A 26,013-nucleotide genomic window follows, 5' to 3' on the forward strand; every position below is an offset into this window, starting at 1 on the left:
GCAATCGCGCTCAGGTTGTGCGCGGAGGGTGCTGTCCTGCGGTCGAGGCGACGATACGGATAGCTGCGCGACTGAGCGGTACCAGCCCCTCGGCATCAATTTTGTCGAGCGTGTCGCAGGAGTCGAATAGGTACGGCGGTGCGGTGATGAAGTGCACCAACGGAACTCGTTCCCGATGGAAGTGGGCGCCGTCGGTGGGTGGTTCGGGGAACAGCGCATCGGGCGGGAAAATCAGTGATCGCCGCAGACCCTGCTCGGTGATCGCCTCGAGCACCACATCCTCGAGTCCGGAGCTGGCGAACCACCATCTGACTTCGGGTTCGTCTGTGGGCACCAGCTTTCCGTCCTCGGGGCGGCAGCGCACCGCGGCGTGCTCGAGATGGAGTTCCAGGACGACGTTGGGTAGCAGATCCTCGCGATGCCGTGCGATGAAGGCCCGCCCACCCGCCAAGCCGGTCATGTGACCGCCGTTCAACAGGAACATCAGATTGTGCGGCCGCTGCGACTGCGGCACCCGAGACCAGTGGGTCGCCGCTGCCAGGACCATGGCGATTCCCGAGGCGTCCTCCACCGCTGACGCCCATGGCGCATCGTGGTGCGAGCCGATGATCACCCAGTGGTCGGAGGCACCGGGCAGGGTGGCGACCACGTTCTCGGTGGTCGCGTCCGTCACGGCGGAGTGCGCGGTCAAGACGCCGCTGCACGGCCCTTGACTCATCAGGTCGAGTACGCGATTCGAGTCCGAGCGGGTCATCCACATCCCCGGAATCGGGCGCCGCACCGCGTCATAGGGTACGTAGTATTCGCAGGTTTCCCAAGGGAATCCGGTGGTCGCGCCGAGATACCCTGCCGCTCCTGCGGCCATGGCGGGTTCGGCGACCTGCTGCATCTGCGGCCCGAACGGCAACGTCTGGGTCAACGTGTCGAACTCACCGTCCGGGTCGTAGACGCTGACGGCTATGTCGCGCAAGGTAGCCAGCGGCACCTCACTGAGTTCGACCTCGTCGACGGCGAGAAAGCCTGGGGTGGTTGGCATCTCCTCGGTCATCCGAACCAGCGGGCCCGCGGTACCCGTGGACGGCGCGGTGAACGGCAACGGAAACCCGTGCACCTGAATCTTCCGATCGGGCTCGGCATCCAACCAGGCGGACAACGATGCCGGTCCGGACTGCCAGCTCGGGGTCTCGACCGGTTCGGTGCGAACCTCGCAGCCGAGGCCGCGGAACTGGTCGGCAACCCAGTTCCGCACCGACGTGTCGGCCGGGTACCCGGGTCGCCTGATCCCTTGAGCGACAACGGTTTCGATCCAGGACAACATCTCTTTTGTGGTGGGTAGCCAGTCCACAAACTCCGACATGCGCCTCACTCCTCGTTCGCCGACGGTCGGGTTCGCTCGCCACGAACCGCTTCTGCTGCAGTAGCTCGTTCAACTGGGGACGTTACGTGCCGACAGTCGGTTGTGGGTGGAGGCCGACCCGGCGACCATCGTTGTGAAGATACTTCCTTCACCCACACGATGGGAGATTCCCTTGTCTCGCAATGATTTTGCCCCGAATCGACGCACACTGTTAACTCTGACCGGCACCGCCGCCGCCCTTCTCCTCGCCCCCGCCCTGCCTGCCGTTGCCGCGCCGCCCGCGGTCGAGTGGGACAAGCCTGGTCCGTACAAGGTGCAGGTACAGGGCATAAAGGAGCACACGCTGTACTTTCCCGCCAAGATGGATCGACACCCGGTGATCATCTGGGGCAACGGCTCGCTTGCCGTGCCTGCGATCTACGACGGGTTGCTCGAGCACTGGGCCAGCTACGGGTTCATCGTCGCCGCGGCGAATACCGTGTGGGCCACCAGTGGTGTCGAGATGCTCCAAGGCATCGATCTGCTCGCCCGACTGAACCAGCAGTCGGACAGTCCTTTCCACCGGAAGGTCGATCTGGCGCATATCGGCGCCTCCGGTCATTCCAGGGGCGGTGGCGGCAGCCTCAATGCCGGCGCCGATCCCCGGGTCGGCACCACGGTGCCGATCGAGCCTGGTCCGCGGCCCAATCCCGCTGGCCTGCACGGACCTACGCTCCTACTCGCCGGCGCGGACGACAACATCGTCGAACCCGCTGGAGTGAAGCAGTTCTACGAGAGTGCCAATCACATCGTCGCAATCTATGGGTCATTGGCCGGCGCCGGGCACTTCACCCCGCTGAACGACGGCGGCGGGTTCCGAGGACCGAGCACGGCCTGGTTCGCCTTCCACCTGAAGGGTGACGAGCGAGCCAGGGGCGAGTTCTTCGGCGCCAACTGCGGGATGTGTACGAGCAAGGCGTGGCGCGAAGTTCAGCGCAACCGCCTCGCACAGCAGGTGCCAGGCCCGCGCGGCGACTAGCCGCGGATCAGTGGAAACCGTTGCCGCGCACCGTCGAAGGCGACGCTCGGCACCGCGGACCAACAGTTGCCGCCGCAGCGGCGAGGAGGCAGCCAGGCGAACCAAACGGGAATTTTGTTTCATTAATGTCGATTGTGGAGTACTGTCGCCCTGGTCGAGGCGGGAACCCCGCGCCCGGTCCTCAACGCGGGCATCGGCGGCAACCTGATCCTCAACGATTCCGCCTGGTTCGGCGAAGCGGCGGTGCGGCGCTTCGCAAGGGACGTGCTGGCCAAGCCCGACGTCACCAGCGTGATCGTGCTCGGCGGCCTCAACGATTTCGGCTTCTCCGAAGTCGATCTGCCCACCTACAAGCCGAATCCGGAGGTCTCGGTGGCACAGCTGATCGACGGCCATCGTCGACTCATCGCCGCCGCGCACCGCGCAGGCGTTCGGATCATCGGGGCCACCCTGCTGCCGATGAAGGGCGCCGAGTACTACACCGACATCTCGGCGGCGAAGATCCGTGCGTTCAACGAATGGCTGCGCACCAGCGGCGAATACGACGCCGTCGTCGATTTCAATGCGGCCGTCCGCGACCCAGCCGACCCCGAAAACCTCAACCCTGCCTTCGATTCCGGCGATCGCAAACACCCGAACGCGGCGGGCTACCGCGCCATGGCCGACGCGATCGACCTGGCAACGCTCTGAGCCAGAACCACCAACAGCGACACCTGGAACCCCGGGTGTCGCTGTTGGCGTATCAGGCGATTCCCCAGCCTCGGGTCGCGGGACCTCAGGCCGCTTTCCTGCCCAAAGTCATGGTTCAGCCGGGCGGAGGTTGGTGACTGGCACACCGTGCTCAGCGTGGATGCGCGCAGCGACGAGCGAGCGGTGGCATGCCGCCGGATCGCACTCGACGCAGAAGAGGGCGGTCGTCGAGTTGTCCGGCAGTTCGGCCACGAGCACGGTGAGGTCGAAGGGGTCGAGGATCTCGCGGGTGTAGCGCTCGGCGTACTCGGACGCAAGCACGATGCGGTTGCGCTTGCCGACACCCTGGCGGTCGTCCTCACGATATTGGAGTTGGCGCAGTTCAGTTGTCGGCGCGAGCTCTTTGACATGCCGGTAAGCGATGCCTGCTGAGGCGAGCGCGCTCTGCAACCGCGCCGAATTCGCCCAGACGTAGTCGGGGCCTCGGACACCGCGGCGTTGCCGGAGGTCGAGCAACAGGCCGACGCCGGCAGCGGTGAGCTGTTCAGCGAAGGTTTCAGCGGTGAAGCCGTAGACGCCGATCGTCGCAATGCGCCTCATCGCAACACCTGACCAGCGCTGCCGGGCGGTGCGAGCTCATCTCCGAAACTTGCTGGGCGCGTGCGCCGTTCACCTACCCACGATAGGGCGGTGAGCCGGACCGCGCCGACCCACCGCCGACCCGCTAGGGCACGAGCGCAGGCTGATCTGCGGCCCACAACCATGATCCGTCCGGTTGGCGGCGAGCGATCTCGACGGTCACCTCGCCGGTGGTCAGCGTGGTCGCCGTCAGCGCCAGATCACCGCTCACCAGCGCTGGATGCGGCTTGCCCGGCGTGAGCACCGGCGCGGCCGCGACGAATTGCTCGTACACCTTGCGGATCTCCGCATGTCCGGTCGCGAGGGTGCCCGGCGGGAAGGCCAGCACGGCGTCCGGCTCGTACAGCGCCACCAGCCCGTCGACGTCGCCCGCGTTGGCGCACTCGATGAAGTACCTGCCCAGGTCGTTCGGCTCAGTAGCCACTTTCTTGTTGGTCACACTGATAAGCCTGCACCGTAATCACGACATCTTGTGTCGTGTATTCCGATAGAGTTTTTCGCATGCGCGCAGACCGGCTGGTATCGCTGGTACTGCTGCTGCGGCAGCACGATCGGCTGTCCGCGCCCGCGCTGGCCCGCGAGCTGGAGGTATCCACGCGCACCGTGCTGCGCGACATCGAGGCGCTGTCCGCGGCCGGGGTCCCGGTCTACGCCGAACGCGGTCGCCACGGCGGCTTCGCCTTGCTGCCCGGCTTCCGTACCGAGCTCACCGGGCTGAATCACGACGAGGCGCTCGCCCTGCTGGTCGCCGGATCACGGCGCGGCGCACAGACATTCGGCCTCGACTCGGCGCTCGCTTCGGCGATGCGCAAGGTGGTCGACGCGCTGCCCGAAAGCCATCGGACCACCGCGGCAGGCGCGGCGCAGCGCTTGCTCATCGACCCGGAGACCGACCTGCTCGCGCGTCGGCTGGTCACCGACGTGTCCGACACCGTCGTCGCCGAGGTCCGGCGCGCGGTGTTCGCCGGACACAAGCTGCGCATCCATTACGCGGCGGTCGACCAGACCCCGCAGTGGCGGACGGTGGACCCGATCGGCCTGGTCACCGTGCGCGACCAGGGCTATCTGCTGGCCACGCGGTCCGGCGCGGACCGCACCTACCGGTTGTCCCGGATCTTGGCCGCCGAGGAACTCGCCGAACAGGCACAGCGACCGGACCGGGTCGACCTGGATCGGGCCTGGCAGGAACGCAGTGCGCGATTTCGGACCGGCGGCGACCAAGTCGCCGTGCTCGTCCGGGTCAATCCCGCAGCGCGAGGCGAGCTGGTGGATACCGCGCTGGCCGTCCGCGCCGAAGAAGCCGAGGCAGACGGCTGGTCGCGACTGGAGGTGACCTTCCAAGATTCCAGACATGCCGAATGGGCGCTGTGGCAGCTCGCCACAAACGCGGAAGCCCTTGCCCCGCAATGGTTGCGCGATACCCTGCGCGATCGCGCCGCAGCGCTCACCACCCGCTACGGAACGACGCCATGAGCGTTGCCGCCTGCTGTGCGCCGGAACTGATCGTCCCCCAATAAAACTAGGGTTTGGGCAGCCAGCCCACCGACACAGTCCGGCTTCACTTCCCGCAGATCGCGGTGTCCATGAGTACGGACACCAGTGGTGTGTCTCCTTCGGTGACAACCTTCTCCGGGAGCTGGTTGATACTCAGACTCACTGCACTGTCCCTGGTCGCCATGGCCGCGACGCCGTAGCCGGAGTAAGCGCCGTCGTGGCCCCAGGTTTCGAGACCACAGCTGTTCGACATGCGGAACAGGCCGAGACCGGCGGCGTGCGGCGACGCCGGATCCGGGTTGGGAAACGTGCGCTGCATTTCCGCCAGCTGGGCGTGCGGGAGGATCCGGCCGGAGAGCAGGCTCATGAAGTGCCGGTTGAGGTCGGCGGGAGTGGAGACCATGGCACCATCGGCGAGGCCCCACGCCGGGTCGAAATCATCGAGATCGACGCGTTTGCCGCCGAAGAGCGCGTAACCGTGCGGGTGCGGCCCGCGGATCACCTGTTCACGCGGGAAATCCGGCCAATAGGTGTCGGCCAGGCCGCGTGGTTCGATCACCCGGCTGGTGACCTCGTCGCGTAACGACCGGCCGGTCACTCGTTTGATCAGCTCGCCGGCCAGCAGGTAGTTGATGTTGGAGTAGCTGTAGGCGGTGCCGGGGGCGAAGAGCGAGGGCTGGTCGAGTCCGAGGCGAAGCAACTCCTCGACCGGGCGCGGGTTGCGCAGCGCCGCTTCCGTCGAGATATCCAGTGTGTCGAGATAGTCGGGAATTCCGCTGGTGTGCTGCAACAGATTCCGGACGGTGATCGCATTGCCGTCACCGCCTGGACCATGCACGAGGCCAGGAAGATAGCGCTGCACCGGGGCATCGAGCTCGACCCGCTGCTCGGCAACCAGCAACAGAACCGTCGCTGCGACAAAGGATTTGGTGATGCTGGCGATGCGGACCTGCGCGGTCTCCGGGAACGGTGCGCCGGTGGCCAGATTCCCGACACCACTCGTGAGCCGGATTTCGCGTCCTTGCTCGGTGATCACCAGTTGCGCTCCGGGGATATCGGACTCGCGGACCAGCCGATCCAGCAGCGCCTGCAGCCTGCCGGTACGCAGGTCCGCGCTTCCGGTGTCCGCGACCGCCGGAACAGTACTCACCGCACAAGACAACGCCACACCGACCACGAGCACCGAGATCATCGCGAATCGTCGCACCACGAACTCCTGCCATCGAGACGTACAGAACCCCGACGATAGGCCGCCTACAACTCGAAAAGGACTGTGCACGAACATATCCGGGAAAGATCAGGGAACGTCTCAGGGAGATCGAGTAGAAAGATCATCCTGTGGTAGGACGCACCGCGGCCATCTTCTTTCGCTCAGTGGCAGTAGAAGTGGTCGCGGTTGTACCCGTAGCAGCCGGGACTTGGACTCGGGCCGGGGCTCGACGGCTGGTCCGGTACGTAGTCCCACCGATCGGGCACGTCGGAATTCGGGACGGCCGCGCCGAGGCCGTAGCCGATGGCGGCGCCGATCAGCGCGCCGCCGAACATCCCGATCGGCACGGTGAGGACAGCGAGCACGACTCCCCCCGCGATACCGATGGCCAAACCGACGATGACGCCGATCAGCGTGCCCGGTATCGCGCCGAGGACCATGCCGAGCTCGGCACTGCGCTGCCTCGGCGAGGTTTGCCGCCAGTAGCCGACCGGATCGGCGGTGAGTCGCGTGCCGGTCGCATCGAGCTGCGGCCGCAGCTCGACGGTGCCCTGCTCGAGTTCGACGGTCAGCGGCAGGCTGGCGATCACCGTGCCTGCCGCGTCGGCGATGTGCACGGCGACGTCGGTCATCGTGAAGGTGCCGCCGGACAGGCTGGCGGCCAGGCTCTTTCCATCGGCCGATGCCGAGACATCGAAGGCGACGCCGCCCTCGTCACCGTGCACGGTGGTCGGATTCGCGCTTGCGGGCGCGGGTATAGGCGCGGCGTGCGCGACACCAGCGGTAATGCTCGTTGCCGCGATGGTGAACATGGCCGCCACCGCGATCTTCTTGATTCTCAAGGTGGTCCCCCGACTCAGGCGCGTCCTATAGTGCGACGCAGTACTTCTATACGAGAGCATAGATTTCGGCCAACGCCAAAGGAATACGGCGAAACGTGTTGTGCTGCCCATACTTTCATTGACACCAGAAGTATCGGCAACGGTTCGCCGGGTCGGCGAAATCGTCGACCACGCAGGTCGGGGGCATCGATGATCTCGTGCAACCGACGAGCCGATCCAGGGGCGGCCATGCGAAGTCGACACTCGAGGCTTTATTTGACTTATGGGTACAGAATATCTAGCGTCGCCTGCATGGCACGCACGAAGAGCTTCGACCCCGACGACGCGGTCACGAAGGCGATGGAGGTGTTCTGGCGCAAGGGTTATGCCCGCACCACACCGCAGGACCTGCTCGATGCGATCGGGATCGGCCGAGGCAGCCTGTACAACGCGTTCACCGGCAAGCACGACCTGTTCGAGCGGGCGCTGCGCCGGTACCAGGCGCAAGAGACGGTTCAGGTGATCGATCTGCTCGACGGCCCCGGTTCACCGCGCGACCGGGTGCGCGGCGCATTGACCATGGTGCTGGACGCGGCCTGCGCGGACACGGAACGCCGAGGCTGTCTGGCCACGAATACCGCTGTGGAACTGGGCGATTCCGACGACACGGCCGCGCTGCTCGTTCGACGCATTTTCGACAGGCAGCACGATGCTTTCCGCGGCGCCATCCAGGAGGGGCAGCGTTCAGGGGAGTTCAGCAAGGACCTCGATCCGAACACAGCGGCCAACTTCCTGCTCGCCACCATCAACGGCATGCGGGTGCTCGCAAAGGCCGATCCGCGCCCCGCCCGGCTCGATGGACTCGTCGAAACCGCCATGCGCGCACTGTGATTGATCTTCGCCGAGGCACCTGAGCACCCGAACCTCCACCTGGCGACGTGCCCGCTACCCTCAATTTGTAACTGTAGTTCAAAAAAGGAAAATCATGGATCTGCAACTCGCTGGAAAGACCGCTGTCGTCACCGGAGCCAGCAAAGGCATCGGCCTGGAGATCGTCCGGGCGCTCACTGCCGAAGGCGTCCGCGTTGTCGCCGCCGCACGCACCATTACCCCGGAACTCCGCGCACTCGACGGCCCCTCGACCGCAGTGCCCGTCGACCTGACCACCCCGGACGGGGCAACCACTCTGATCGATCGCGCCACCGAGATCCTCGGCGAGATCGACGTCCTGATCAACACTGTCGGCGGCGTCGTTCCCGGCAGTGCCGATGCGAGCGGCTTCCTGGACATCACCGACGACGCCTGGCAGCGCACCTACGAACTCAACCTGTTCGGCACGGTTCGGGTCACCCGCCGCGCGCTACCCAGCCTGCTCCGGCAGCGCGGCGTGATCATCAATATTTCCTCCATCGGCGCCAGCGCCGCCTATCACCCTGTCGACTACGGCACCGCAAAGGCCGCGCTGAACAACCTCACCAAGGCGCTCGCCGAAGAGTTCGGCGCACAAGGCTTGCGCGCGCTCACGGTCTCCCCCGGCCCCACTCGCACCCGGAACTGGTCGGCCCCCGACGGCTACGCCGCCGACGTCGCCGCTCAAACTGGCCGCACCCTCGAGGAATTCCTTGCCGAGGCTCCCGCCCGGATGGGCATCACCACCGGCAGGCTCACCGAACCGCACGAAACCGCGGCACTTGTCACCTTCCTGGCCTCCCCGGTGTCCGGAAACCTCACCGGCGCAAACTATTTGGCCGACGGCGGGGCGATCAAGACAGTCTGACGCGTACCACGCCCGCATTCCGGGCGACCGGCACTGTCGGACTTCCGAGACCGTTCCCGAGGGCCAGCGCACAGCAGTGGCCGAATATTTACTGACAGTGTCACTAATGCCACTGTTGGCGGTAAATAGATGATGGCAAAGTTGCCGCCATGCTCACCATCGTGCTCACCGCTATGTTCACGCTGCTGATCGCGTCGGCCGTCCGGGTATTCCTTCAGCACGAAATCAGCCTTCCCCCACTTGGATCCAGCAAAATAGCCGATCCAGCTGCCCAGCGATCGGAACTCGTCTGATGCGCGCGACAGACCGGCTCGGTGTGGTCCGCGTGCTGGCGATCGTCGCAGTCCTGGCCGCTGTCCCACTGTCAGCGGTGGTCGGTGTGGCTCGCTACGACGCCGCCCGGGCACAGATACCGGCCGATAATGCGGGCAAAGTCGAACTGGCGGCCACGGTTACCAGCGATCCGACGACAGTGACGTCCTCACGATCCGTCGGATATCACGACTACTACGCGGCCACCGTGCAGTGGGTCAGAGACGGCAAGCAAAGCGCGGGGCGCGTCGAGGTTCCCGGCTCCGCAGACCCGGGCGACCAGGTCGCGCTGTGGCTCGACCGCGACGGTCGCCCGACCACCGCGCCGCTGTCACCGAGTTCCGCCGCATGGCAGGGCACCGGACTTGCCCTCGCCGTCCTGGTCGAGCTGTGGATCGCCATCGCAGCGCTGGTCGGGCTGACCCTCTGGCTGCGCGGCGCTCACCCACGCAGTTCGGCGTTGAGCCGTGCGGCCTGGCGGGTGAGGTGGTTGCGTTCGGGCACGTTGGGGGCTGATTCGGCGGATTCGGCGTAGAGCCGCGCCGCGGTGGTCAGATCTCCGGCGCGCTCATGCAGGTAGGCCGCGACGGCGGTGTAGCGAGGCAGTGCGGGGTCGAGGTCGGCGAGCGCGGCCAACCCGGCGTGCGGGCCGTCGGCCTCGCCGACCGCGACGGCGCGGTTGAGCCGCGCTACCGGACTGTCGGTGAGGCCGATCAGTTCGTCGTACCACTCGACGATCTGCACCCAGTCGGTTTCCGCCGCCGTCCTGGCATCGGCGTGCAGCGCGGCGATGGCGGCCTGGGCTTGGAAGTCGCCGAGACGATCGCGGGCGAGGGCGGCTTGCAGGATATCGACGCCCTCGGCGATCAATCGGGTGTCCCACCGGGTGCGGTCCTGCTCGGCGAGCGGCACCAGACTGCCGTCGGCGGCGGTGCGCGCCGGGCGCCTGGCGTGATGCAGCAGCATGAGGGCAAGCAGGCCCGCGACCTCCTCGTGGTTGGTCATGGCCGCCAGTTGGCGGGTGAGCCGGATCGCTTCGGCGGCAAGGTCGATGTCACCCGAGTAGCCCTCGTTGAAGACGAGGTAGAGGACGCGGAGCACGGTCGCGACGTCGCCGTGCTGGTTGAGCCGGACGCCCGAGATGGTGCGTTTGGCCCTGCTGATGCGTTGCGCCATAGTCGCTTCCGGCACCAGGTAGGCCTGCGCGATCTGACGCGTGGTCAGTCCGCCGACCGCACGCAGCGTGAGCGCGACGGCCGAAGCCGGTGTCAGCGAAGGATGCGCGCACAGGAAATACAGCTGGAGCGTGTCGTCGACCAGCTCGGCGGGCCCGGGCACAGGCTCGTCCTCGACCCGCACCTCACGGTCGCGCCGCGAGGTATCGGCGCGCACCGCGTCGAGAAACTTGCGCCAGGCCACGGTGACGAGCCAGCCCTGCGGATCGCGCGGCGGGTCGTCCTGCCACACCCGCACCGCCTCGATCAACGCCTCCTGCACCGCATCCTCGGCCGCCGCGAAATCGGCGCCGCGACGGCTGAGGATCCCTATGACCGTGGGGGTGAGGGTGCGCAGCAGGGCCTCGTCCACCCCTGTCACTCCGTAATGGTGGGCAGCGAGCCCATGATCGGGCGCAGCTCCAGCCATTCCTGCACCGGCTTTCCACCGGCGCCCGGCGCCGCGGACAGTTCGCCTGCCAACTCCAGCGCCCGCTCGTAGCTGTCGACGTCGATCATCATCCAGCCCGCGATCAGATCCTTGGTCTCCGCGAACGGACCGTCGGTGATCGGCGGCCGCCCCTCGCCGTCGTTGCGGACGAAGGTGCCCTCCGCGAAAAGCGCCTGCTCGTCGATGAATTCGCCGGTGCTCTGCAGCCGGGCGGCGAAGTCCTGCATGTATTGGATGTGGGCCGTGACCTCTTCGGGTGTCCACTGGTCCATCGGTATGTCGTTGACCGAGGCAGGCGCGCCGCGGTAGTGCTTGAGCAGTAGGTATTTGGCCATCGTGTTCTCCTTTGTTGCGTGTGTTCCGTTGTGGCCGTGCGTATTACGCGCGCTGCCGCTCGTCTCGCTGCCGGATCAGCTCCTCGACCGGGCTCGGCAGCGTCGTCTCGAAGTCGAGCAGCTTCGCCCACGTCGGGGTCACCACGATCCGGACCATGCCGTCGTAGAGCGAGCGGACCTCGGCCTCCCACACGACCCGCTGCTCGGGCGTCATCACGTAACTGCCGTTCATCTGGAGATACTCGTCCGGGATGCCGTCCACCACATCCAGCTCGGCCCGACCGCGGATGAGCAGGGTCTTGGGCGGGTGCACCTCGGTGTCGATGGTCAGGGCGACCATCGGGTTCTGGCGCAGGGCATGGAGTTTCGGGGCGTTCGTCGACGTGCACATGACGATCTCGGAGCCGTTCCAGGTGAATCCGATCGGAATCGTGCGTGGCGTGCCGTCCTTGGCGACGTAGGCCAGCCGGGTCAGGTCGCGAGCCAGCAGTTCCTGGCTGTACGGCCGGTGCAGAACCTCGGTGATCTCGTGCTGCCGCATGGTCGTTCTCCTTGGTGAGGTACGGCCCCTTCTGGCCGTGTTCACTGCGGGGACGGAGCCGTGTGCGAGTTCTCGACATCCCACCGCGAAATTTTTTCAGCGGACTTTCGACGACGCTACCCCGGCCACCGGTCCGGGGACCCTGGACCGGTGGCGGCCGCCACGTCGTCGGCGGTGGCGGGCGTTCGCGTCGGGGTCACGCGGCGACGCGTGGCTGCGTTTCGACAGGCGCGAGGCGCCTGCGGCGGCTCGGCAACAGGAAAGTCGGGTGGTAGATGCTCCAAGCGGCCGACGCGCAGATGAATTCTTTGACGCGGGCAGCGATTCGGCCGGTGAGGACCTTCGAGGTCGGCTGGTCTTCGGGAGTCACCTTTTGGAAGATCGCGTCACGGCGACCGAGGCTGATGCACTGGGCGGCGTAGCCGATCGGTGCCTCAGGGACCTTGCGGCCGGTCAGCCGGGCGGCCAGCGCGTCAGCACCCTGCCACGCCATCGGAGTTGCGGTGGCGCAACCCATTCGGAGTTCCTTGCCGCCTACGCCTGGCGTGTGTGCGGCGTCGCCGATCGCGTACACGTCAGGATGCGACACCGAACGCAGGGTGCCGTCGACGACGATCCGCCCGGTGCCGGACACCGTCAGTGTGGTCGCGGCAGCAATCGGGTGCACGGTGAAACCTGCTGTCCACACCGTCATCTGCGCCGGAATCGGGCCCGTCGTGGTGATTACGCCGTCCGCCTCGACGCGGGTGACATCGGCCTGCTCGTGCACGGTGATACCGAGCCGATCGAAGACGCGATGCAGGTGACGTTGCGCCTTTTCGTCGAGCCAGTCGCCGACACCGCCGCGCGCGGCGATCACGACCTTCAGGTCCTGGCGGGCTTCGGCAATCTCGGTGGCCGCTTCGATACCGGTCAGCCCGCCGCCGACGACCAGAACGGTGGCGCCGGAAGCCAATTCGTGCAGCCGCGCCCGCAGCCGCAGTGCGGCCTGCTTGCCGGCCACGTTGTGCGCGTACTCGACGACACCGGGGACGCCGTAGTCCGCGACGGTGCTCCCGAGGGCGTACACCAGTGTGTCGTACTCGAGGGTGCCGGTGTCGCCTGCGAGGTCGACGATCTTGCGATCGACGTCGATCGCGGTGACCGACGCCGTCCTGACCTGAACGCCGGTGCCTGCGAAGACATCGCGCAGCGGGCGAGCAGGCAGGTCCTGCCCGCTCGCGAGCTGGTGCAGCCGCACCCGTTCGACGAATTCGGGGTCGGCATTGACCAGGGTGATCTCGATGTCGTCGCGGTGCAGCCGCTTGGCGAGGCGGCCCGCGGCGTTGGCTCCGGCGTATCCGGCGCCGAGGACGACGATGCGATGCTTCATGGTCTTGCTCCTGTCTCGATGGTTCGCTTCCTGAACCGGACAGCGGCACGAATGCTGACAGGAGTGGACTGTGAAGTGGATCACCAGGATTCGGGCAGCGGCGCTCCGTGTTCGACCGTCGCCCATGCGCGGTTGACGCGTTCGAGCTTTTCGGGATTGACCTGGGCATGGATCGACGCGATACCCGCGGAAGTAACCCCGAGTGCCACGACGCCGACGACGCGATCCGCCACCGCCATGACGAGCGCGGGCCCGTCGTTGGCCATCGCGGCGAAGAAGGCGGGATCGCCGCCGACCAGCGCACGCTTGGCGTCGCTCGACCTGAAGCTGAGACGCAGGAAGCGCGCGACCCGAAACGCCCCGACGAGCGGCCTGCTCAGGGTGGCGTAGAAGGTGCCGCCGTCGCCGATGATGGCGGCGTCCTCGGTCAGCAGTTCGACCAGCGTCTCGGTCTGCCCGCTGACCGCGGCGGCGAGGAACTCCTCGACAATTCTGCGGGCGGCGGCCGCGTCGACGTCGACGCGCGTCCGGTCGGTGGCCATATGCTGCTTGGCCCGCCGGTAGATCTGCTGGCAGTTCGACTCGCTGATCTCGAGCATCTCGGCGATCTCGTTGTGCCCGTACCCGAATGCTTCGCGCAGCACGTACACCACGCGTTCCTTGGCCGAGAGCCGCTCCATCAGCGTGAGCATCGCGATCGACACCGATTCGCGCTGCTCGACGGTGTCGGCCGGGCCGAGCATCCGGTCACCGGCGAACACCGGCTCCGGCAACCACTGGCCCACATACGTTTCCCGCCGGACCCGCGCCGAGTCGAGCTGGTTGAGGCACAGGTTGGTGAGCACGGTGGTCAGCCATGCCGCCGGCGTCTCGACGTAACCGCGGTCGGCGGCCTGCCAGCGCAGAAAGGTCTCCTGCACCGCGTCCTCGGCGTCACCGGCCGACCCGAGCAGCCGGTAGGCGATCGCCTCCAGGCGGCCTCGGTGGCTCTCGAACAGATCGGCTTCGTGCGTGGTGGTGCTGAACGACATCCTCTGATCATTCAACATGGCTGTCCTCACACGGTCAGGCCGGCCCGACGCAGCAGGTCGATGGCCTCCGCCAGCCACGCAGGGTGCCAGGCCGGATCGCGGTCGGCCATCGGGATGACCGCGAGCGTGAGCCCGCTGCCGCTGACCACGACTATCTCGTACGGCCGCTCCATCTCCGCTTCCGGCGCGAAATCGTCGATGAACTCGTCTTGATCGCGCACCACCGGCAATCCCAGGTCCCGTAGTTCGGTGGCCACGGCATCCGCCGCGGCGACCGCCGCCGGGGTGCTGCGCCAGCGGGCGTCCTGCGCCGAGGACAACGATCGGTCACTGGACAGCAGGCTTACCTCGAACCGCACGCTCGGAGTATAGGGACGCTGAGTTTCCTTGCCAGGCCGTGGAACAGCGGAGATGTCGGTGCTCGTGGCTACCGTGACGGCGTGAACAGGACGGATCGGCTGTACGCCATCGTCGAGGATTTGCGGGCGGTGGCGCCGCGGCTGCGGACCGCGCGGGAACTGGCCGGGCGGTACGAGGTCAGCGTGCGCACCATCGAGCGGGACATCGGTGCGCTGCAGCAGGCGGGGGTGCCGATCTATGCCGACGTCGGGCGGCGCGGCGGTTATGCGCTCGAGAAGACGATGTCCTTGCCACCGCTCAACTTCACCCCGGCGGAGGCGGTCGCCATCGCAGTCGCGCTGGAACGCGGTCAGGGTGCGCCGTTCGATCGGGCCGGGCGCAGCGCGCTGGACAAGATTCTCGCGGCCATGCCGGAACGCAATGCCAGCGGCGCCCGCGAGCTGGCCGCGCGGGTGCGGGTGCTCGAGTCGCGGGAGACGCAGCCCGCACAGCAGATTCCTGCGGTGATCGAGCAGGCGATCGAGGTCGAACGCGTGCTGCGGTTGAAGTATCAGGACAAGGTCGGCGAGTGCACCGAACGCGAGGTGGAGCCGTCCGGGTTCCTCGTCGGCGAGCGGGGCTGGTACCTCGTCGCATGGTGCCGGTTGCGCGAGGGTCAGCGCGTTTTTCGCCTCGACCGCATCGCGGACGTAGCGGTCACCGACATTCCGATGCCTGCCGGCGGCCGTCCGGAAATGACCATCCCCGCCGAATGCATTGTGCGGATGGTCTCGCTCTAGAAAACACCGACAGGGGGTTGTCGCGTCGCCGCGTGAGAGTGATCCAGCACAACGACATCCACTCTCCCGGAGGCACAGAAATGACCAACACGATCAACTGGTTCCAGGTCGGCAGCACCGAGCCGGAGCAGGCCAAGTCCTTCTACGGTGCGCTGTTCGGCTGGACCTTCGTCAGCGACCCCGAGAACGACAACTACGACCTGGTCCGGTATCCGGGCAGCGAGATCCCGGTCGGCGGTATCGCCCGCACCGAGCAGGCCGCGCAGAATCACGCGGTCGTGTTCGTCGAGGTGGCGAATGTCGGCGCCACCGTCGCCGAGGCGGAGCGCTTGGGCGCCAAGGTGGTTGTGCCGCCGATCACCAGCGCATCCGGACTGACCTTCGCGCATCTCGCCGACGTTTCGGGCAACGCGTTCGGCGTCTACAGTTCGCCGGCCGCCTGATTCGCGCGTTGTCGTGATGTCGCCGATCGGGGCACTCGCCACGCCCGCCACGGAAAATATTCTGGCGAGTCTCCGATCGTCGGCGTTTCGTACGCTACCCAGGGCAGCCGTGACTGATCGGTAAAACATATTGTCGCGCAACTGTTCTAGATTCCCGCGATCGCGGATGTTGGCGGTGCACAGCCAGTTACCCTGAGGTGATGCGATTCCGGTATGTCCTGGCCGTACTCGCCGCCACCGCGTCGACCGTGCTGGTGTGCACGACCTCGTCGGCGTCCCCGCTGCTACGACCGGTCGCCGCGGCGGCACCGTTGGACGGTGGCTTCCTCTGGGGTGTCGCGTCTTCCGGATTTCAATCCGAAGGACATGCGCCCGACAGCAATTGGACGCGATACATTCCCAACCATCCCGACTACGACGGATTGCAGGATTCGGTCGACTTCTACGGCCGCTACGCATCCGATATCGACCTGGCGGCCGGGCTCGGCGTACGAGTGTTCCGGGTCGGCATCGAATGGGCTCGGCTGCAGCCTGCGCCGGGAGTCTGGGACGAGGGCGCGTTCCGCTTCTACGACGCCGTCATCGCGAAGATCGCGCAGTCCGGGATGCGGCCGATGATCACCCTCGACCATTGGGTCTACCCCGGCTGGGCCGTCGACCGCGGCGGCTGGCGCAACCCCGGCATGGTCGAGGACTGGCTGGCCGCGATGCGCGGTGTGGTCGACCGCTACGCCTCCCGTAATCCGCTGTGGGTCACGGTGAACGAGCCGATCGCCTACATCTCGCACGAGGTCCGCAGGGGCAAGGCGGACGCGGGCGAGATGGAGGTGCGACTCGCACAGGCACACAACGCCATCTACGACCACATCCATGCCGTGCAGCCCGGCGCCCAGGTGACCAGCAACGTCGGCTACGTCGCAGGCGCCGACGACCAGATCAACGGTTCGTTCATCAACCGCATCGCGGACCGGCTCGACTATGTCGGCATCGACTACTACTTCGCCTACGACCCGATGCAGACCGTGCTCGGCGCGGTCACCCGGGCGCTCGGCTCCGCCGCGCCGACCCTGCCCGGCATGAACATCTGGGATCTGCCGATCCGCACCGAAGGCATCTACTATGCGCTGCAACACTATTCGCAGCGCTTCCCGGGCAAGCCGCTCTACATCGTCGAGAACGGCATGCCCACCGACAACGGCAGGCCGCGCCCCGACGGCTACAGCCGCAGCGACCACCTGCGCGACACCGTCTACTGGATCCAGCGCGCGAAGGCCGACGGCATGAACGTCATCGGCTACAACTACTGGAGCATCACCGACAACTACGAATGGGGCAGCTACACCCCACGATTCGGCCTCTACACGGTCGACGTGCGCACCGACCCCTCGCTCTCCCGCCGCCCCACCGACGCGGTCGGCACCTACACCCAGCTCATCTCCGCAGGTGGCGTCCCCGGCGACTACCAACCCACCCGCGCCCCTGCCCTCTGCATCCTGATCGATCCCCCAGCAAGCTGCGCGTTCCCGGTCGCGGGCCGATAACCGCTGCGTGACCTGCGTCACCGAGTGTCACACGGGACGCGGGGGCGGTGTCTTGTGTTCGAACCCTCTGGGAGCGAAGGAGACACCATGACTGGGAACACCACTGTGGTTGTGATCGGCGGCGGGTACGCCGGTGTCCTGGCCGCCAATCGGCTGACACAGCGGGACGACGTGGCGGTGACGCTGATCAACCCGCGCGCCACCTTTGTCGAGCGGATTCGCCTGCATCAGTTGGTGGGCGGCACCGACGATGCGGTGGTCGACTACCGGGAGGTGCTCGGCGCGGGCATCCGGCTGATCGTCGACACCGTCGTGCGGATCGACGCCGCCGAGCGCAGCCTGACCTTGGCGGCAGGCGGGACGGTCGAGTACGACTACCTGATCTATGCGGTGGGCAGCGGCAGCGCCGACCCCCAGGTGCCGGGTGTGGCCGAATTCGCCTATCCGGTGGCCTCGTTGGAGGAGGCGCAGCGGCTGCGCGCCGTCCTTGCCACCACGCCGGCGACGGCCGCGATCACCGTGGTCGGTGGCGGGCCGACCGGGATCGAGACGGCCGCGGAGTTGGCGGAGTCGGGTCGCACCGTGACCCTGGTCTGCGGCGGGGTGCTCGGGCCGTACCTGCGGTCGGGAGGTCGGCGTGCGGTGGCCAAGCGGTTGGCACAGCTGGGGGTGACCGTGCTCGACGGCCCCGAAGCGAAGGTGACGGCGGTGACGCGAGATACCGTGCGGCTCAGCGGCGGTCACACGTTGCGCAGTGCGGTGACGGTGTGGACCGCAGGCTTCGGAGTGCCCGACCTGGCGAACCGTAGCGGGCTCAGCACCGATGCCTTGGGTCGGCTGCGGACCGACGAGACGTTGACCAGTCTCGACGACGCACGCATCGTCGCGGCCGGCGATGCGGCGGCGCCGTCGGACCTACCGTTCCGGATGAGCTGCCAGGCCGCGGGTCCGCTGGGTGCGTACGCCGCCGACACGGTGCTCAGCCGCATCGCGGGGGCTGAGCCGGCGCCTATCGCGATGGTGTTCGTCGGACAGGGCATCAGCCTCGGTCGTCGAGCCGGCGTCATCCAGCTCGGTCATCGCAACGACACAGCGACCCGGTTCCACCTGGGCGGTCGTGCCGCCGCGGTGCTCAAGGAGCTCGTGTGCTGGAGCACCGTCAAGCAGTTGGGCATGGAGGCAAGGAAGCCTGGTTCGTTCCGCGTCCCGGCTTGGGCCACTGACAAGAAGCGCCGAGAGGTGTTGCAGGCCAAGCGCGACGACGCGGTGACAACGCGCTGACCTGGCACCGAAAAGCCGCGCACCGGAATTCCGGTGCGCGGCAGTCCGATGAACGGGTCAGCCCGGGAGATCGGTGACCGTTGCGGGTTCGTTGCGGGACAGGGTGATGCCGAGATTGGCGGCGGTGCGGTCTATTTCGTCGTCGTCACCGTGGTTGAGTTCGATGGCCGAACCCGCGGAAAGGACCTCGACGTTGAGGCACAGCGACTGGAGTTCCTTGAGCAGGACCTTGAAGGACTCGGGGACACCCGGTTCCGGAATGTTCTCGCCCTTGACGATCGCCTCGTAGACCTTCACGCGGCCGACGATGTCGTCGGACTTGATGGTCAGCAGTTCCTGCAGCGTGTAGGCCGCGCCGTAGGCCTGCATCGCCCAGCACTCCATTTCACCGAACCGCTGGCCACCGAACTGGGCCTTACCGCCGAGCGGCTGCTGGGTGATCATCGAGTACGGACCGGTCGAACGGGCGTGGATCTTGTCGTCGACCAGGTGATGCAATTTGAGAATGTACATATAGCCGACGGCGATGGGGTACGGGAACGGTTCGCCGCTGCGGCCGTCGAAAAGCGTTGCCTTGCCGTCTGTGCCGACCATGACCTCACCGTCACGGTTGGGCAGTGTCGAGCCGAGCAGGCCGGCGAGCTCTTCCTCGCGCGCGCCGTCGAACACCGGGGTGGCCAGGTTCGTGTCCGGTTCGGCGGACAACAACTCCTCGGGCAAGGCCTCGGCCCAGTCCGGCCGGGTGCCGTCGGCGACCTGAATGTTCCAGCCTGCCTTGCCGATCCAGCCGAGATGCGTTTCCAGGATCTGGCCGATGTTCATCCGGCGCGGCACACCGTGCGTGTTGAGAATGATGTCGACCGGGGTGCCGTCGGGCAGGAAGGGCATGTCCTCGATGGGGAGGATCTTGCCGATGACGCCTTTGTTGCCGTGGCGCCCCGCGAGCTTGTCGCCGTCTTGGATCTTGCGCTTCTGCGCCACATACACGCGCACCAGCTCGTTGACACCGGGCGGCAGATCGTCGTCGTCCTCGCGGGAGAACATGCGGATGCCGATGACCTTGCCGGACTCACCGTGCTTCATCTTCAGCGAGGTGTCGCGGACTTCGCGGGCCTTCTCACCGAAGATCGCACGCAGCAAGCGTTCTTCCGGGGTCAGCTCGGTCTCGCCCTTCGGGGTGACCTTGCCGACCAGGATGTCACCGTCGCGCACCTCGGCACCGATCCGAACGATGCCACGCTCGTCGAGATCGGCGAGTGATTCGTCCGAGGCGTTCGGGATGTCGCGGGTGATCTCCTCCGCGCCGAGTTTGGTGTCGCGGGCGTCGATCTCGTGTTCCTCGATGTGGATCGAGGTGAGCACGTCTTCTTCGACGAGACGCTGCGACAGGATGATCGCATCCTCGTAGTTGTGCCCCTCCCACGGCATGATCGCCACCAAAAGGTTCTTCCCCAGCGCCATCTCGCCGTTCTCGGTGCACGGACCATCGGCAAGCACCTCGCCGACCTCCACCCGCTGTCCCTCACCGACGATCGGCCGCTGATTGAGGCAGGTGCCCTGGTTCGAGCGAGCGAACTTCCGCAGGCGATACGACTTGCGGGTGCCGTCGTCGGCCATCACGGTGATGTAGTCGGCCGAAACCTCTTCCACCACACCGGACTTCTCGTTCACCACCATCTCGCCCGAATCGATCGCAGCACGCGACTCCATCCCGGTGCCGACCACCGGAGCCTCCGACCGGACCAGCGGAACGGCCTGCTTCTGCATGTTCGCACCCATCAGGGCACGGTTGGCGTCGTCGTGCTCGAGGAACGGGATCATCGCCGTCGCCACCGAAACCATCTGGCGCGGCGACACATCCATGTAGTCGACCTGCGTCGAATCCATGATCTCGACCTCGGAATTCTTGCGCCGCACCGCGACTCGCGCGGCGACCAGCCTGCCGTCGGCATCGACCGGCTCGTTCGCCTGCGCCACCACATGCAGGTCTTCCTGATCGGCGGTCAGATACTCGATCTCGTCGGTCACCCTGCCGCCGACCACTTTTCGATACGGCGTCTCGATGAACCCGAACGGATTGACCCGCGCGTACACCGACAGATAGCCCATCAACCCGATGCTCGGGCCTTCGGGTGTCTCGATCGGGCACATCCGGCCGTAGTGGCTGTAGTGCACGTCGCGCACCTCGAGGCTGGCGCGTTCCCTGCTCAATCCGCCGGGCCCGAGCGCCGAAAGGCGACGCTTGTGGGTCAGGCTGGACAGCGGGTTGCGCTGGTCCATGAACTGCGACATCTGCGAGGTGCCGAAGAACTCCCTGATCGCAGCGACGACCGGGCGAATGTTCATCAGCGACTGCGGCGTGATCGCCTCGATGTCCTGGGTCGTCATCCGCTCGCGGACCACCCGCTCCATGCGGGACAACCCGATTCGCATCTGGTTCTGGATCAGCTCACCGACGGTGCGCAGCCGACGATTGCCGAAGTGGTCGATGTCGTCGACCTCGACCGGCACCTCGATCCCGCCCGGCGCGGTCATCACCGACTCCCCCGCATGCAGCCGCAGCAGGTATTCGATGATCGTGACGAGATCTTCCTCGGTGAGCACCCTGGCGCCGATGGCCTCGCCGGTATGGATGCCGAGCTTCTTGTTCATCTTGTAGCGGCCGACGCGCGCCAAGTCGTAGCGCTTCTCCTTGAAGAAGAGGTTCTCCAGCAGGTTCTGCGCGGACTCCTTGGTCGGCGGCTCGCCGGGACGCAGCTTGCGATGGATATCGAGCAACGCCTCATCCGTGCCGGGAGTGTTGTCCTTCTCCAGCGACGTCATCATGATCCCGGAGAAGCCGAACCGCTCGGCGATCTGTGCGCTGGTCCAGCCGAGCGCCTTGAGCAGGACCGTCACCGGCTGCCTGCGTTTGCGGTCGATGCGAACGCCGACGGTGTCGCGCTTATCGATATCGAACTCCAGCCACGCGCCGCGCGACGGGATGACCCGCACGCTGTGCAGATCCTTGTTGGTCGTCTCGTCGACGTCCTGCTCGAAGTACACCCCCGGCGACCGGACCAGCTGCGAGATGACCACGCGCTCGGTGCCGTTGACGACGAAGGTGCCCTTGTCGGACATCATCGGGAAATCCCCCATGAAGACCGTCTGGCTCTTGATCTCGCCGGTGTTGTTGTTGATGAACTCCGCGGTGACGAACAGCGGCGCCGCGTAGGTCATGTCCTTGTCTTTGCATTCCGCGACCGAGGCCTTGACCTCCTCGAAACGGGGTTCGGACAGGGTCAGCGACATCGTCGCGGCGAAGTCCTCGATCGGGCTGATCTCGTCGAGCATCTCCGCGAGCCCGCCGCCGGAGGCATCGTCGCGGGCCGCCGCCCGTTCGAGCCAGGCCGGTGCGCCGATCAACCAGTCGAACGATTCGCGCTGGATGTCCAGCAGGTCTGGAACCTCCAGCGGTTCACGGAGTTTGGCGAAGGACACCCGCTTCGGTGTGGTATCGGTAGTAGTGAGCTCGGTCTGATTCGAGAGTGCCAACATGCGTCCTTCCAGCACCTCGCGCCGCCCACACATTCGCGTGGTCGTCACGGTATCTGCCTGTCCGGTGGGCCGTATTTCCCTGTGCGCACCGTGCGGGATGCCGTCCTGACCTGACTCGACAACAACGGGTGGAACATTGGCGCGCAGACTGCGCCGCTTTCCACGGTCATTTCATATTTCGAGAGTTGGACAGCACACGCCCCGGGCGCGAAGTCTCAAATTACACCCAAATACGACAGATGTCGAGGGGCAGAAAGAAAGAAGACATCCAATTCCCGATGTCCTCCTGTATTGATAATGACATCTCAATAGGCCATTCGTCAAGACCATTAGCGACATTTGGTCAACGCGTGCACGGGACCGGCCGCCGACCGAGGCGGGCACAGCGGTCACCTTGATCAGTTAAGGTGCGGCCCCTCAGACAGAGGGAGCTCATGAACACCTGGCGTGACCTGGACCGTGCCACTCGCAAGGCACTACTACGCGGCGAACCCGCCGCCGATCCCGAAACCGATCGCATCGCAAGGGCATACGCCGAGAAAGCGTTGCAACGCCTCCCGATTCAGACGGCCGCGATCGTCCTTCCCGCCATCCCGATCCTCGGTTTCCTGCTGGGGTTCGGCACCGCGAAGATGGGCCTGACAACCACAGATTCATTGCCCGTGATCATCATCGGCGCGATCGGACTTGTCGTCGTCGCCGCTCGCCGCAAGCTCGCGTTGGCCAGCATCCTGAACGTCAGCCAGGGGGCACCCCGAGAACGGGTCGCGCCAGGGTCATCCGAGCCACTGGAGATCAGGGTTCGACTGCGCGGCGTCTTGCTGATCATGGCGCCCTACGTGTGCATGAGTATTCTGCTGCTCATTACGAGCTGGCTCGTGTCGAGCCCGTGGGTGACGGGAATCGCGGTACTCGTGGCCGTCCCAGTCTTGTCGTATTGCGGCTGGCTGTTGTACTCAACGCTTTCCGGTGGAGCGGTTGTCCTCGATGCCGCTGGCGTACACACGTCGAAGCACAAGGTGCGAGTCGGCTGGGAATCAGTCCGCGAGATCAGGATCATTCCGCTGCGCGCGACCGCAAGCGACCCCCGCCAGGTGCTCGCTTTCGTGTTGCACGACGACGACATCTTCCTGCGGCAGCTCTCCCGCTGGCAGGCGTCCCTCGCCAGGACCAACAGCCGGACCTACCAGTCGCCGATGGTCAGCATCGAGGGCTTGGTGGACAAGCCGATTGATGAGATCGCCGCGACCGCGGCCGCCCTGTCGGGCCTGCCCGTATCCCGAACTCCACGCCGCGCCACGCCGCGCCGCGCCGCGAATGACAACGCCGCCGAATAGAAAATGAACCCCCGACAATTCGGGGCAAATTGACCTCAGTGTTAGCGGAGCTTAACTGTGCCAGTTGTCACGGAGACCGCTGATACCGTCGGTGACCAGCAAAGTCGGCGGACTGCCGTGCCCACTGGTCAAGATCACCAATCCATCCAGTCGGTAACACTCGACCCCCCATTCACGACGTCCTTTGTGACATACGGCCTCGGGGGCTGTCCGTCTGTTTTGTCGCTAATTTGGAATGGGGATCAGGACATGGGTTTACGCGAGCTCCTCGCGCGACATCGCCTCGCTTCGGCCGTTGCCGCGCCTGCGGTGCTCGGCGTTGCGGCGATCGTCGCAACTTCGTTCGCATTGACATCGACGCCGAAATCAGTGGACACGCAGCTCAGGGCATCCGTCACCGAGTGCAAGGACATGGTGAGCATCTCGGTGGCCGGCCGTGGCGACACTCCGGTCGCGGGGACAACGAAACTGCTGGTCGACGCGAACGGTAATGAACTGCCCGCCGCGCTGTCCGGCGACCACAAGAGCGAATGGCTGGATCCGGTCGTCAACGCGCCGGGCGCCTCGGTCGATCCGAGCAAGTACGCCGCCGTGTACATCGCGTACCCGGCGAACATGGCGACCTATGAGGACGCCGTCAACACGGGCGCCGCGAACACCGAAAAGGTGATGCGCGAGATCCGCCAGGCCTGCCCGAACACCCGGTTCTCCATCGTCGGCTACAGCGAGGGCGCGGATGTGGTGCGCCGCGTCGCGATGAAGATCGGCAATCAGGAGGCCGACAAGGACGGCGGGTACGGGATCGTCAACCCCGACAATGTCGTCGGCGTCGTCATCTTCGCCGACTCCGGCCGCTCGGCGGGCGACGGACCGTTCATCGGCGCGAAGGATCCGAACCACCCCGACGGGTTCGACCAGAACTTCGGCGGCAAGCCGATCTCCGGCAAGGGCGCATTGCCGGGCACCAGCGGTGATTTCGGCAAGTTGAACGGCAAGATCGCCTCCTTCTGTTCCGAGGGCGACCTCACCTGTGCTGCGCCGGAGAACATTTCGCTGCTGCAGCTGGTGGTGAACGTCGGCAGGCAGATCAACGTCGACGCACTCGAACGCGACGGGCTCACCCCGGAGAACGGCCAGGGCGTCGCCATGGCGCTCGGCAAGATCGCATTGGCGGCCTTCGCGGACATCAATTCGCAGCCGAACTGGCTCAAGAGCGACGAGACGTTCCTCGACGTGCTGCTGAAGGTGTCGGATCCGAACTACAAGCCGGGCGCCGCGCCGAAGACACCGGTGAAGAAGGCGGACGCCATTGCCTCCGACGACATGTCGCCGCTGGCCTACCTGCCGCAGAAGGTGTTCAACGAGATCGTCGGTCTCATCGTGACCAACCAGAACACCATCCCGGTGGTCATGAGCGATCCGTACAAGCTCACCCTCGGCCCGAACCACACCGGCCACCACTTCGATTACTGGAAGGACGCGGACGCGTCCGCAGGTAAGCCGTTGACGTCCGCCGAGTACGCGGCCGCCTGGCTGTCCAACCTGGCCAAGCAGGCGCAGGACGGCAAGCCGCTCAACACCAAGGCCGCGCCGCAGGAGTCGGATCTGGCCGCCATGTACAAGGCCGTGGACACCACCACCAAGCCGAAGTCGGAGCGGTGGGCGAGCACGACAACCAGCTCCGCGGCGCCGACAACCACGAGCGGCACCGCGACGACGACGCCGTCCACCACCGCCACCACGACCAGCGGCACAGCGACGACGAGCCCGGCGCCGACGACCACCTCGTCAGCGCCGACCACCACCGCCGCCCAGCTCGCCGCTCCCGAGGTGACCACGACCGCGCCCGCGCCGACCACCACGGTGGCTCCCACCGAGACGGCGACGCCGACCACCACGGTGGCACCGGTCAAGACACCGGCCGCGGCGCATGTCACGACAACTGAATCCGCGGCGCCGACCACCACCAGCACGACGGTGAAACCGGCGAACTAACTGCACCGCAAGACAATCGGCCACCGAACGGCCCGATCGTCAACCGCCGCAACAATGTCCGGCCCGAAGATTCGGGCCGGACATTGCTGTTCCCGCAGTTCAGCGGAACGCGGTGCCGTTGGCGATGCGGTCGTCGGTGGCCGAAAGATCCGGCAGCGCAAACAGATCCTGGAGCCCCCGCACCTCCGCCTCGGTCACGTCGGTGACGCTCTCCTCGATGATGAACGGCAGCGGGATGGCGCGGTCGCTGACCCCGACCCGCACCGCGACGCCGTGATGGCGCAGAAGCAGATCGATGAACCCGTTCGGCGAAACCCGATTACGCGACTGGCCACCGAAGTGGACTGGCCCCCCAATGGCAGGAATTGGACCTGTCGGATGATCCGACCAGCTGTATAAGCTCCGGTTTGTCGAAAGCGAGTGCGGTATGTCAATGATCTCTCCACCAGCCGGAATTCCCACCAGAGGGACGGTCACG

At 66.2% G+C, this 26,013-nt stretch carries 26 protein-coding genes; 13 read left to right on the forward strand and 13 right to left on the reverse strand.

From position 1 onward, the window contains the following. Window positions 1-10: 10 nt before the first annotated feature. Window positions 11-1,357, reverse strand: a complete 1,347-nt coding sequence (locus ACGFNJ_RS03780; protein WP_393443005.1) for a M28 family metallopeptidase — start codon at window positions 1,355-1,357, stop codon at window positions 11-13. Window positions 1,358-1,529: 172 nt separating this feature from the next. Between ACGFNJ_RS03780 and ACGFNJ_RS03785 the strand changes: the two genes are divergently transcribed. Together ACGFNJ_RS03785 and ACGFNJ_RS03790 are read left to right on the forward strand one after the other, a co-directional pair. After that, window positions 1,530-2,375, forward strand: coding sequence for an acetylxylan esterase (locus tag ACGFNJ_RS03785; protein ID WP_393443007.1), 846 nt, complete (start codon window positions 1,530-1,532; stop codon window positions 2,373-2,375). 132 nt (window positions 2,376-2,507) lie between these two features. Beyond that, window positions 2,508-3,065, forward strand: a complete 558-nt coding sequence (locus ACGFNJ_RS03790; RefSeq protein WP_393443009.1) for a GDSL-type esterase/lipase family protein — start codon at window positions 2,508-2,510, stop codon at window positions 3,063-3,065. A 108-nt stretch (window positions 3,066-3,173) separates the two neighbouring features. On the opposite strand, the gene ACGFNJ_RS03795 is transcribed toward ACGFNJ_RS03790, so the two are convergent. Together ACGFNJ_RS03795 and ACGFNJ_RS03800 are read right to left on the reverse strand one after the other, a co-directional pair. Beyond that, the gene (locus ACGFNJ_RS03795) at window positions 3,174-3,665 is read right to left on the reverse strand and encodes a DUF488 domain-containing protein (protein ID WP_393443011.1); all 492 of its coding nucleotides are present in this window, start codon (window positions 3,663-3,665) and stop codon (window positions 3,174-3,176) included. Between the two features lie 124 nt (window positions 3,666-3,789). Next, window positions 3,790-4,143 (reverse strand): YybH family protein, encoded by a 354-nt coding sequence (locus tag ACGFNJ_RS03800; protein WP_393443013.1) that lies wholly within the window; start codon window positions 4,141-4,143, stop codon window positions 3,790-3,792. A 62-nt stretch (window positions 4,144-4,205) separates the two neighbouring features. Between ACGFNJ_RS03800 and ACGFNJ_RS03805 the strand changes: the two genes are divergently transcribed. Next, complete coding sequence (locus ACGFNJ_RS03805) at window positions 4,206-5,177, forward strand: helix-turn-helix transcriptional regulator (protein ID WP_393443015.1); 972 nt, start codon at window positions 4,206-4,208, stop codon at window positions 5,175-5,177. A gap of 85 nt (window positions 5,178-5,262) precedes the next feature. Here the strand turns inward: ACGFNJ_RS03805 and ACGFNJ_RS03810 are convergent, their stop codons facing one another. After that, the gene (locus ACGFNJ_RS03810) at window positions 5,263-6,405 is read right to left on the reverse strand and encodes a serine hydrolase domain-containing protein (protein WP_393443017.1); all 1,143 of its coding nucleotides are present in this window, start codon (window positions 6,403-6,405) and stop codon (window positions 5,263-5,265) included. A 164-nt stretch (window positions 6,406-6,569) separates the two neighbouring features. Next, complete coding sequence (locus tag ACGFNJ_RS03815; protein ID WP_393443019.1) at window positions 6,570-7,250, reverse strand: hypothetical protein; 681 nt, start codon at window positions 7,248-7,250, stop codon at window positions 6,570-6,572. A gap of 291 nt (window positions 7,251-7,541) precedes the next feature. Here ACGFNJ_RS03815 and ACGFNJ_RS03820 point away from each other — a divergent pair, with 291 nt between their 5' ends. The 4 genes from ACGFNJ_RS03820 (at window position 7,542) to ACGFNJ_RS03835 (ending at window position 9,853) form a co-directional block, all read left to right on the forward strand. Beyond that, window positions 7,542-8,120: a TetR/AcrR family transcriptional regulator gene (locus tag ACGFNJ_RS03820; RefSeq protein ID WP_393443021.1), complete on the forward strand. Its 579-nt coding sequence runs from the start codon at window positions 7,542-7,544 to the stop codon at window positions 8,118-8,120. A gap of 94 nt (window positions 8,121-8,214) precedes the next feature. Beyond that, entirely contained in the window at window positions 8,215-9,006 is a 792-nt protein-coding gene (locus ACGFNJ_RS03825) for an SDR family oxidoreductase (RefSeq protein WP_393443023.1), read from the forward strand. A 149-nt stretch (window positions 9,007-9,155) separates the two neighbouring features. Next, window positions 9,156-9,299, forward strand: coding sequence for a hypothetical protein (locus ACGFNJ_RS03830; RefSeq protein WP_393443025.1), 144 nt, complete (start codon window positions 9,156-9,158; stop codon window positions 9,297-9,299). Then, on the forward strand, window positions 9,299-9,853 hold the full coding sequence (locus tag ACGFNJ_RS03835; protein ID WP_393443027.1) for a hypothetical protein: 555 nt from the start codon (window positions 9,299-9,301) through the stop codon (window positions 9,851-9,853). The genes ACGFNJ_RS03830 and ACGFNJ_RS03835 overlap by 1 nt, the downstream gene beginning before the upstream one ends. Here ACGFNJ_RS03835 and ACGFNJ_RS03840 read toward each other — a convergent pair. The 6 genes from ACGFNJ_RS03840 to ACGFNJ_RS03865 form a co-directional block, all read right to left on the reverse strand. Continuing rightward, complete coding sequence (locus ACGFNJ_RS03840; protein ID WP_393443749.1) at window positions 9,760-10,905, reverse strand: RNA polymerase sigma factor; 1,146 nt, start codon at window positions 10,903-10,905, stop codon at window positions 9,760-9,762. The two genes, ACGFNJ_RS03835 and ACGFNJ_RS03840, sit on opposite strands and share 94 nt — an antisense overlap. Window positions 10,906-10,910: 5 nt before the next feature. After that, a complete protein-coding gene (locus ACGFNJ_RS03845) occupies window positions 10,911-11,318 on the reverse strand; it encodes a YciI family protein (RefSeq protein ID WP_069161276.1) in 408 nt (135 codons plus the stop codon). A 43-nt stretch (window positions 11,319-11,361) separates the two neighbouring features. Continuing rightward, the gene (locus tag ACGFNJ_RS03850) at window positions 11,362-11,859 is read right to left on the reverse strand and encodes a pyridoxamine 5'-phosphate oxidase family protein (RefSeq protein ID WP_393443029.1); all 498 of its coding nucleotides are present in this window, start codon (window positions 11,857-11,859) and stop codon (window positions 11,362-11,364) included. 196 nt (window positions 11,860-12,055) lie between these two features. Then, window positions 12,056-13,231, reverse strand: a complete 1,176-nt coding sequence (locus ACGFNJ_RS03855; protein WP_393443031.1) for an NAD(P)/FAD-dependent oxidoreductase — start codon at window positions 13,229-13,231, stop codon at window positions 12,056-12,058. A gap of 80 nt (window positions 13,232-13,311) precedes the next feature. Further along, on the reverse strand, window positions 13,312-14,262 hold the full coding sequence (gene sigJ / locus ACGFNJ_RS03860; protein ID WP_393443033.1) for an RNA polymerase sigma factor SigJ: 951 nt from the start codon (window positions 14,260-14,262) through the stop codon (window positions 13,312-13,314). 26 nt (window positions 14,263-14,288) lie between these two features. Next, the gene (locus ACGFNJ_RS03865) at window positions 14,289-14,621 is read right to left on the reverse strand and encodes a hypothetical protein (RefSeq protein WP_393443035.1); all 333 of its coding nucleotides are present in this window, start codon (window positions 14,619-14,621) and stop codon (window positions 14,289-14,291) included. A gap of 81 nt (window positions 14,622-14,702) precedes the next feature. On the opposite strand from ACGFNJ_RS03865, the gene ACGFNJ_RS03870 reads away from it, so the two are divergent. From ACGFNJ_RS03870 to ACGFNJ_RS03885, 4 genes are all read left to right on the forward strand, one after another. Then, window positions 14,703-15,401, forward strand: a complete 699-nt coding sequence (locus ACGFNJ_RS03870) for a YafY family protein (RefSeq protein ID WP_069161272.1) — start codon at window positions 14,703-14,705, stop codon at window positions 15,399-15,401. An 80-nt stretch (window positions 15,402-15,481) separates the two neighbouring features. Next, window positions 15,482-15,844, forward strand: coding sequence for a VOC family protein (locus ACGFNJ_RS03875; RefSeq protein WP_393443038.1), 363 nt, complete (start codon window positions 15,482-15,484; stop codon window positions 15,842-15,844). A 200-nt stretch (window positions 15,845-16,044) separates the two neighbouring features. Further along, window positions 16,045-17,385: a family 1 glycosylhydrolase gene (locus ACGFNJ_RS03880; protein ID WP_393443040.1), complete on the forward strand. Its 1,341-nt coding sequence runs from the start codon at window positions 16,045-16,047 to the stop codon at window positions 17,383-17,385. Window positions 17,386-17,472: 87 nt separating this feature from the next. Then, window positions 17,473-18,666 carry an NAD(P)/FAD-dependent oxidoreductase gene (locus tag ACGFNJ_RS03885; RefSeq protein ID WP_393443042.1) on the forward strand — a complete coding sequence of 398 codons (1,194 nt, stop codon included), beginning with the start codon at window positions 17,473-17,475 and terminating at the stop codon, window positions 18,664-18,666. Between the two features lie 57 nt (window positions 18,667-18,723). Here ACGFNJ_RS03885 and ACGFNJ_RS03890 read toward each other — a convergent pair whose 3' ends face one another. Continuing rightward, window positions 18,724-22,218 (reverse strand): DNA-directed RNA polymerase subunit beta, encoded by a 3,495-nt coding sequence (locus tag ACGFNJ_RS03890; RefSeq protein ID WP_393443751.1) that lies wholly within the window; start codon window positions 22,216-22,218, stop codon window positions 18,724-18,726. Between the two features lie 419 nt (window positions 22,219-22,637). Between ACGFNJ_RS03890 and ACGFNJ_RS03895 the strand changes: the two genes are divergently transcribed. Together ACGFNJ_RS03895 and ACGFNJ_RS03900 are read left to right on the forward strand one after the other, a co-directional pair. Continuing rightward, window positions 22,638-23,540, forward strand: coding sequence for a hypothetical protein (locus ACGFNJ_RS03895; RefSeq protein WP_393443044.1), 903 nt, complete (start codon window positions 22,638-22,640; stop codon window positions 23,538-23,540). Between the two features lie 249 nt (window positions 23,541-23,789). Then, complete coding sequence (locus tag ACGFNJ_RS03900; protein WP_393443046.1) at window positions 23,790-25,535, forward strand: cutinase family protein; 1,746 nt, start codon at window positions 23,790-23,792, stop codon at window positions 25,533-25,535. A gap of 99 nt (window positions 25,536-25,634) precedes the next feature. On the opposite strand, the gene ACGFNJ_RS03905 is transcribed toward ACGFNJ_RS03900, so the two are convergent. Then, complete coding sequence (locus ACGFNJ_RS03905; RefSeq protein ID WP_393443048.1) at window positions 25,635-26,012, reverse strand: hypothetical protein; 378 nt, start codon at window positions 26,010-26,012, stop codon at window positions 25,635-25,637. Window position 26,013 lies beyond the last annotated feature (1 nt).

It is taken from the genome of Nocardia sp. NPDC049149 (assembly GCF_043197455.1).
Lineage (GTDB): Bacteria > Actinomycetota > Actinomycetes > Mycobacteriales > Mycobacteriaceae > Nocardia.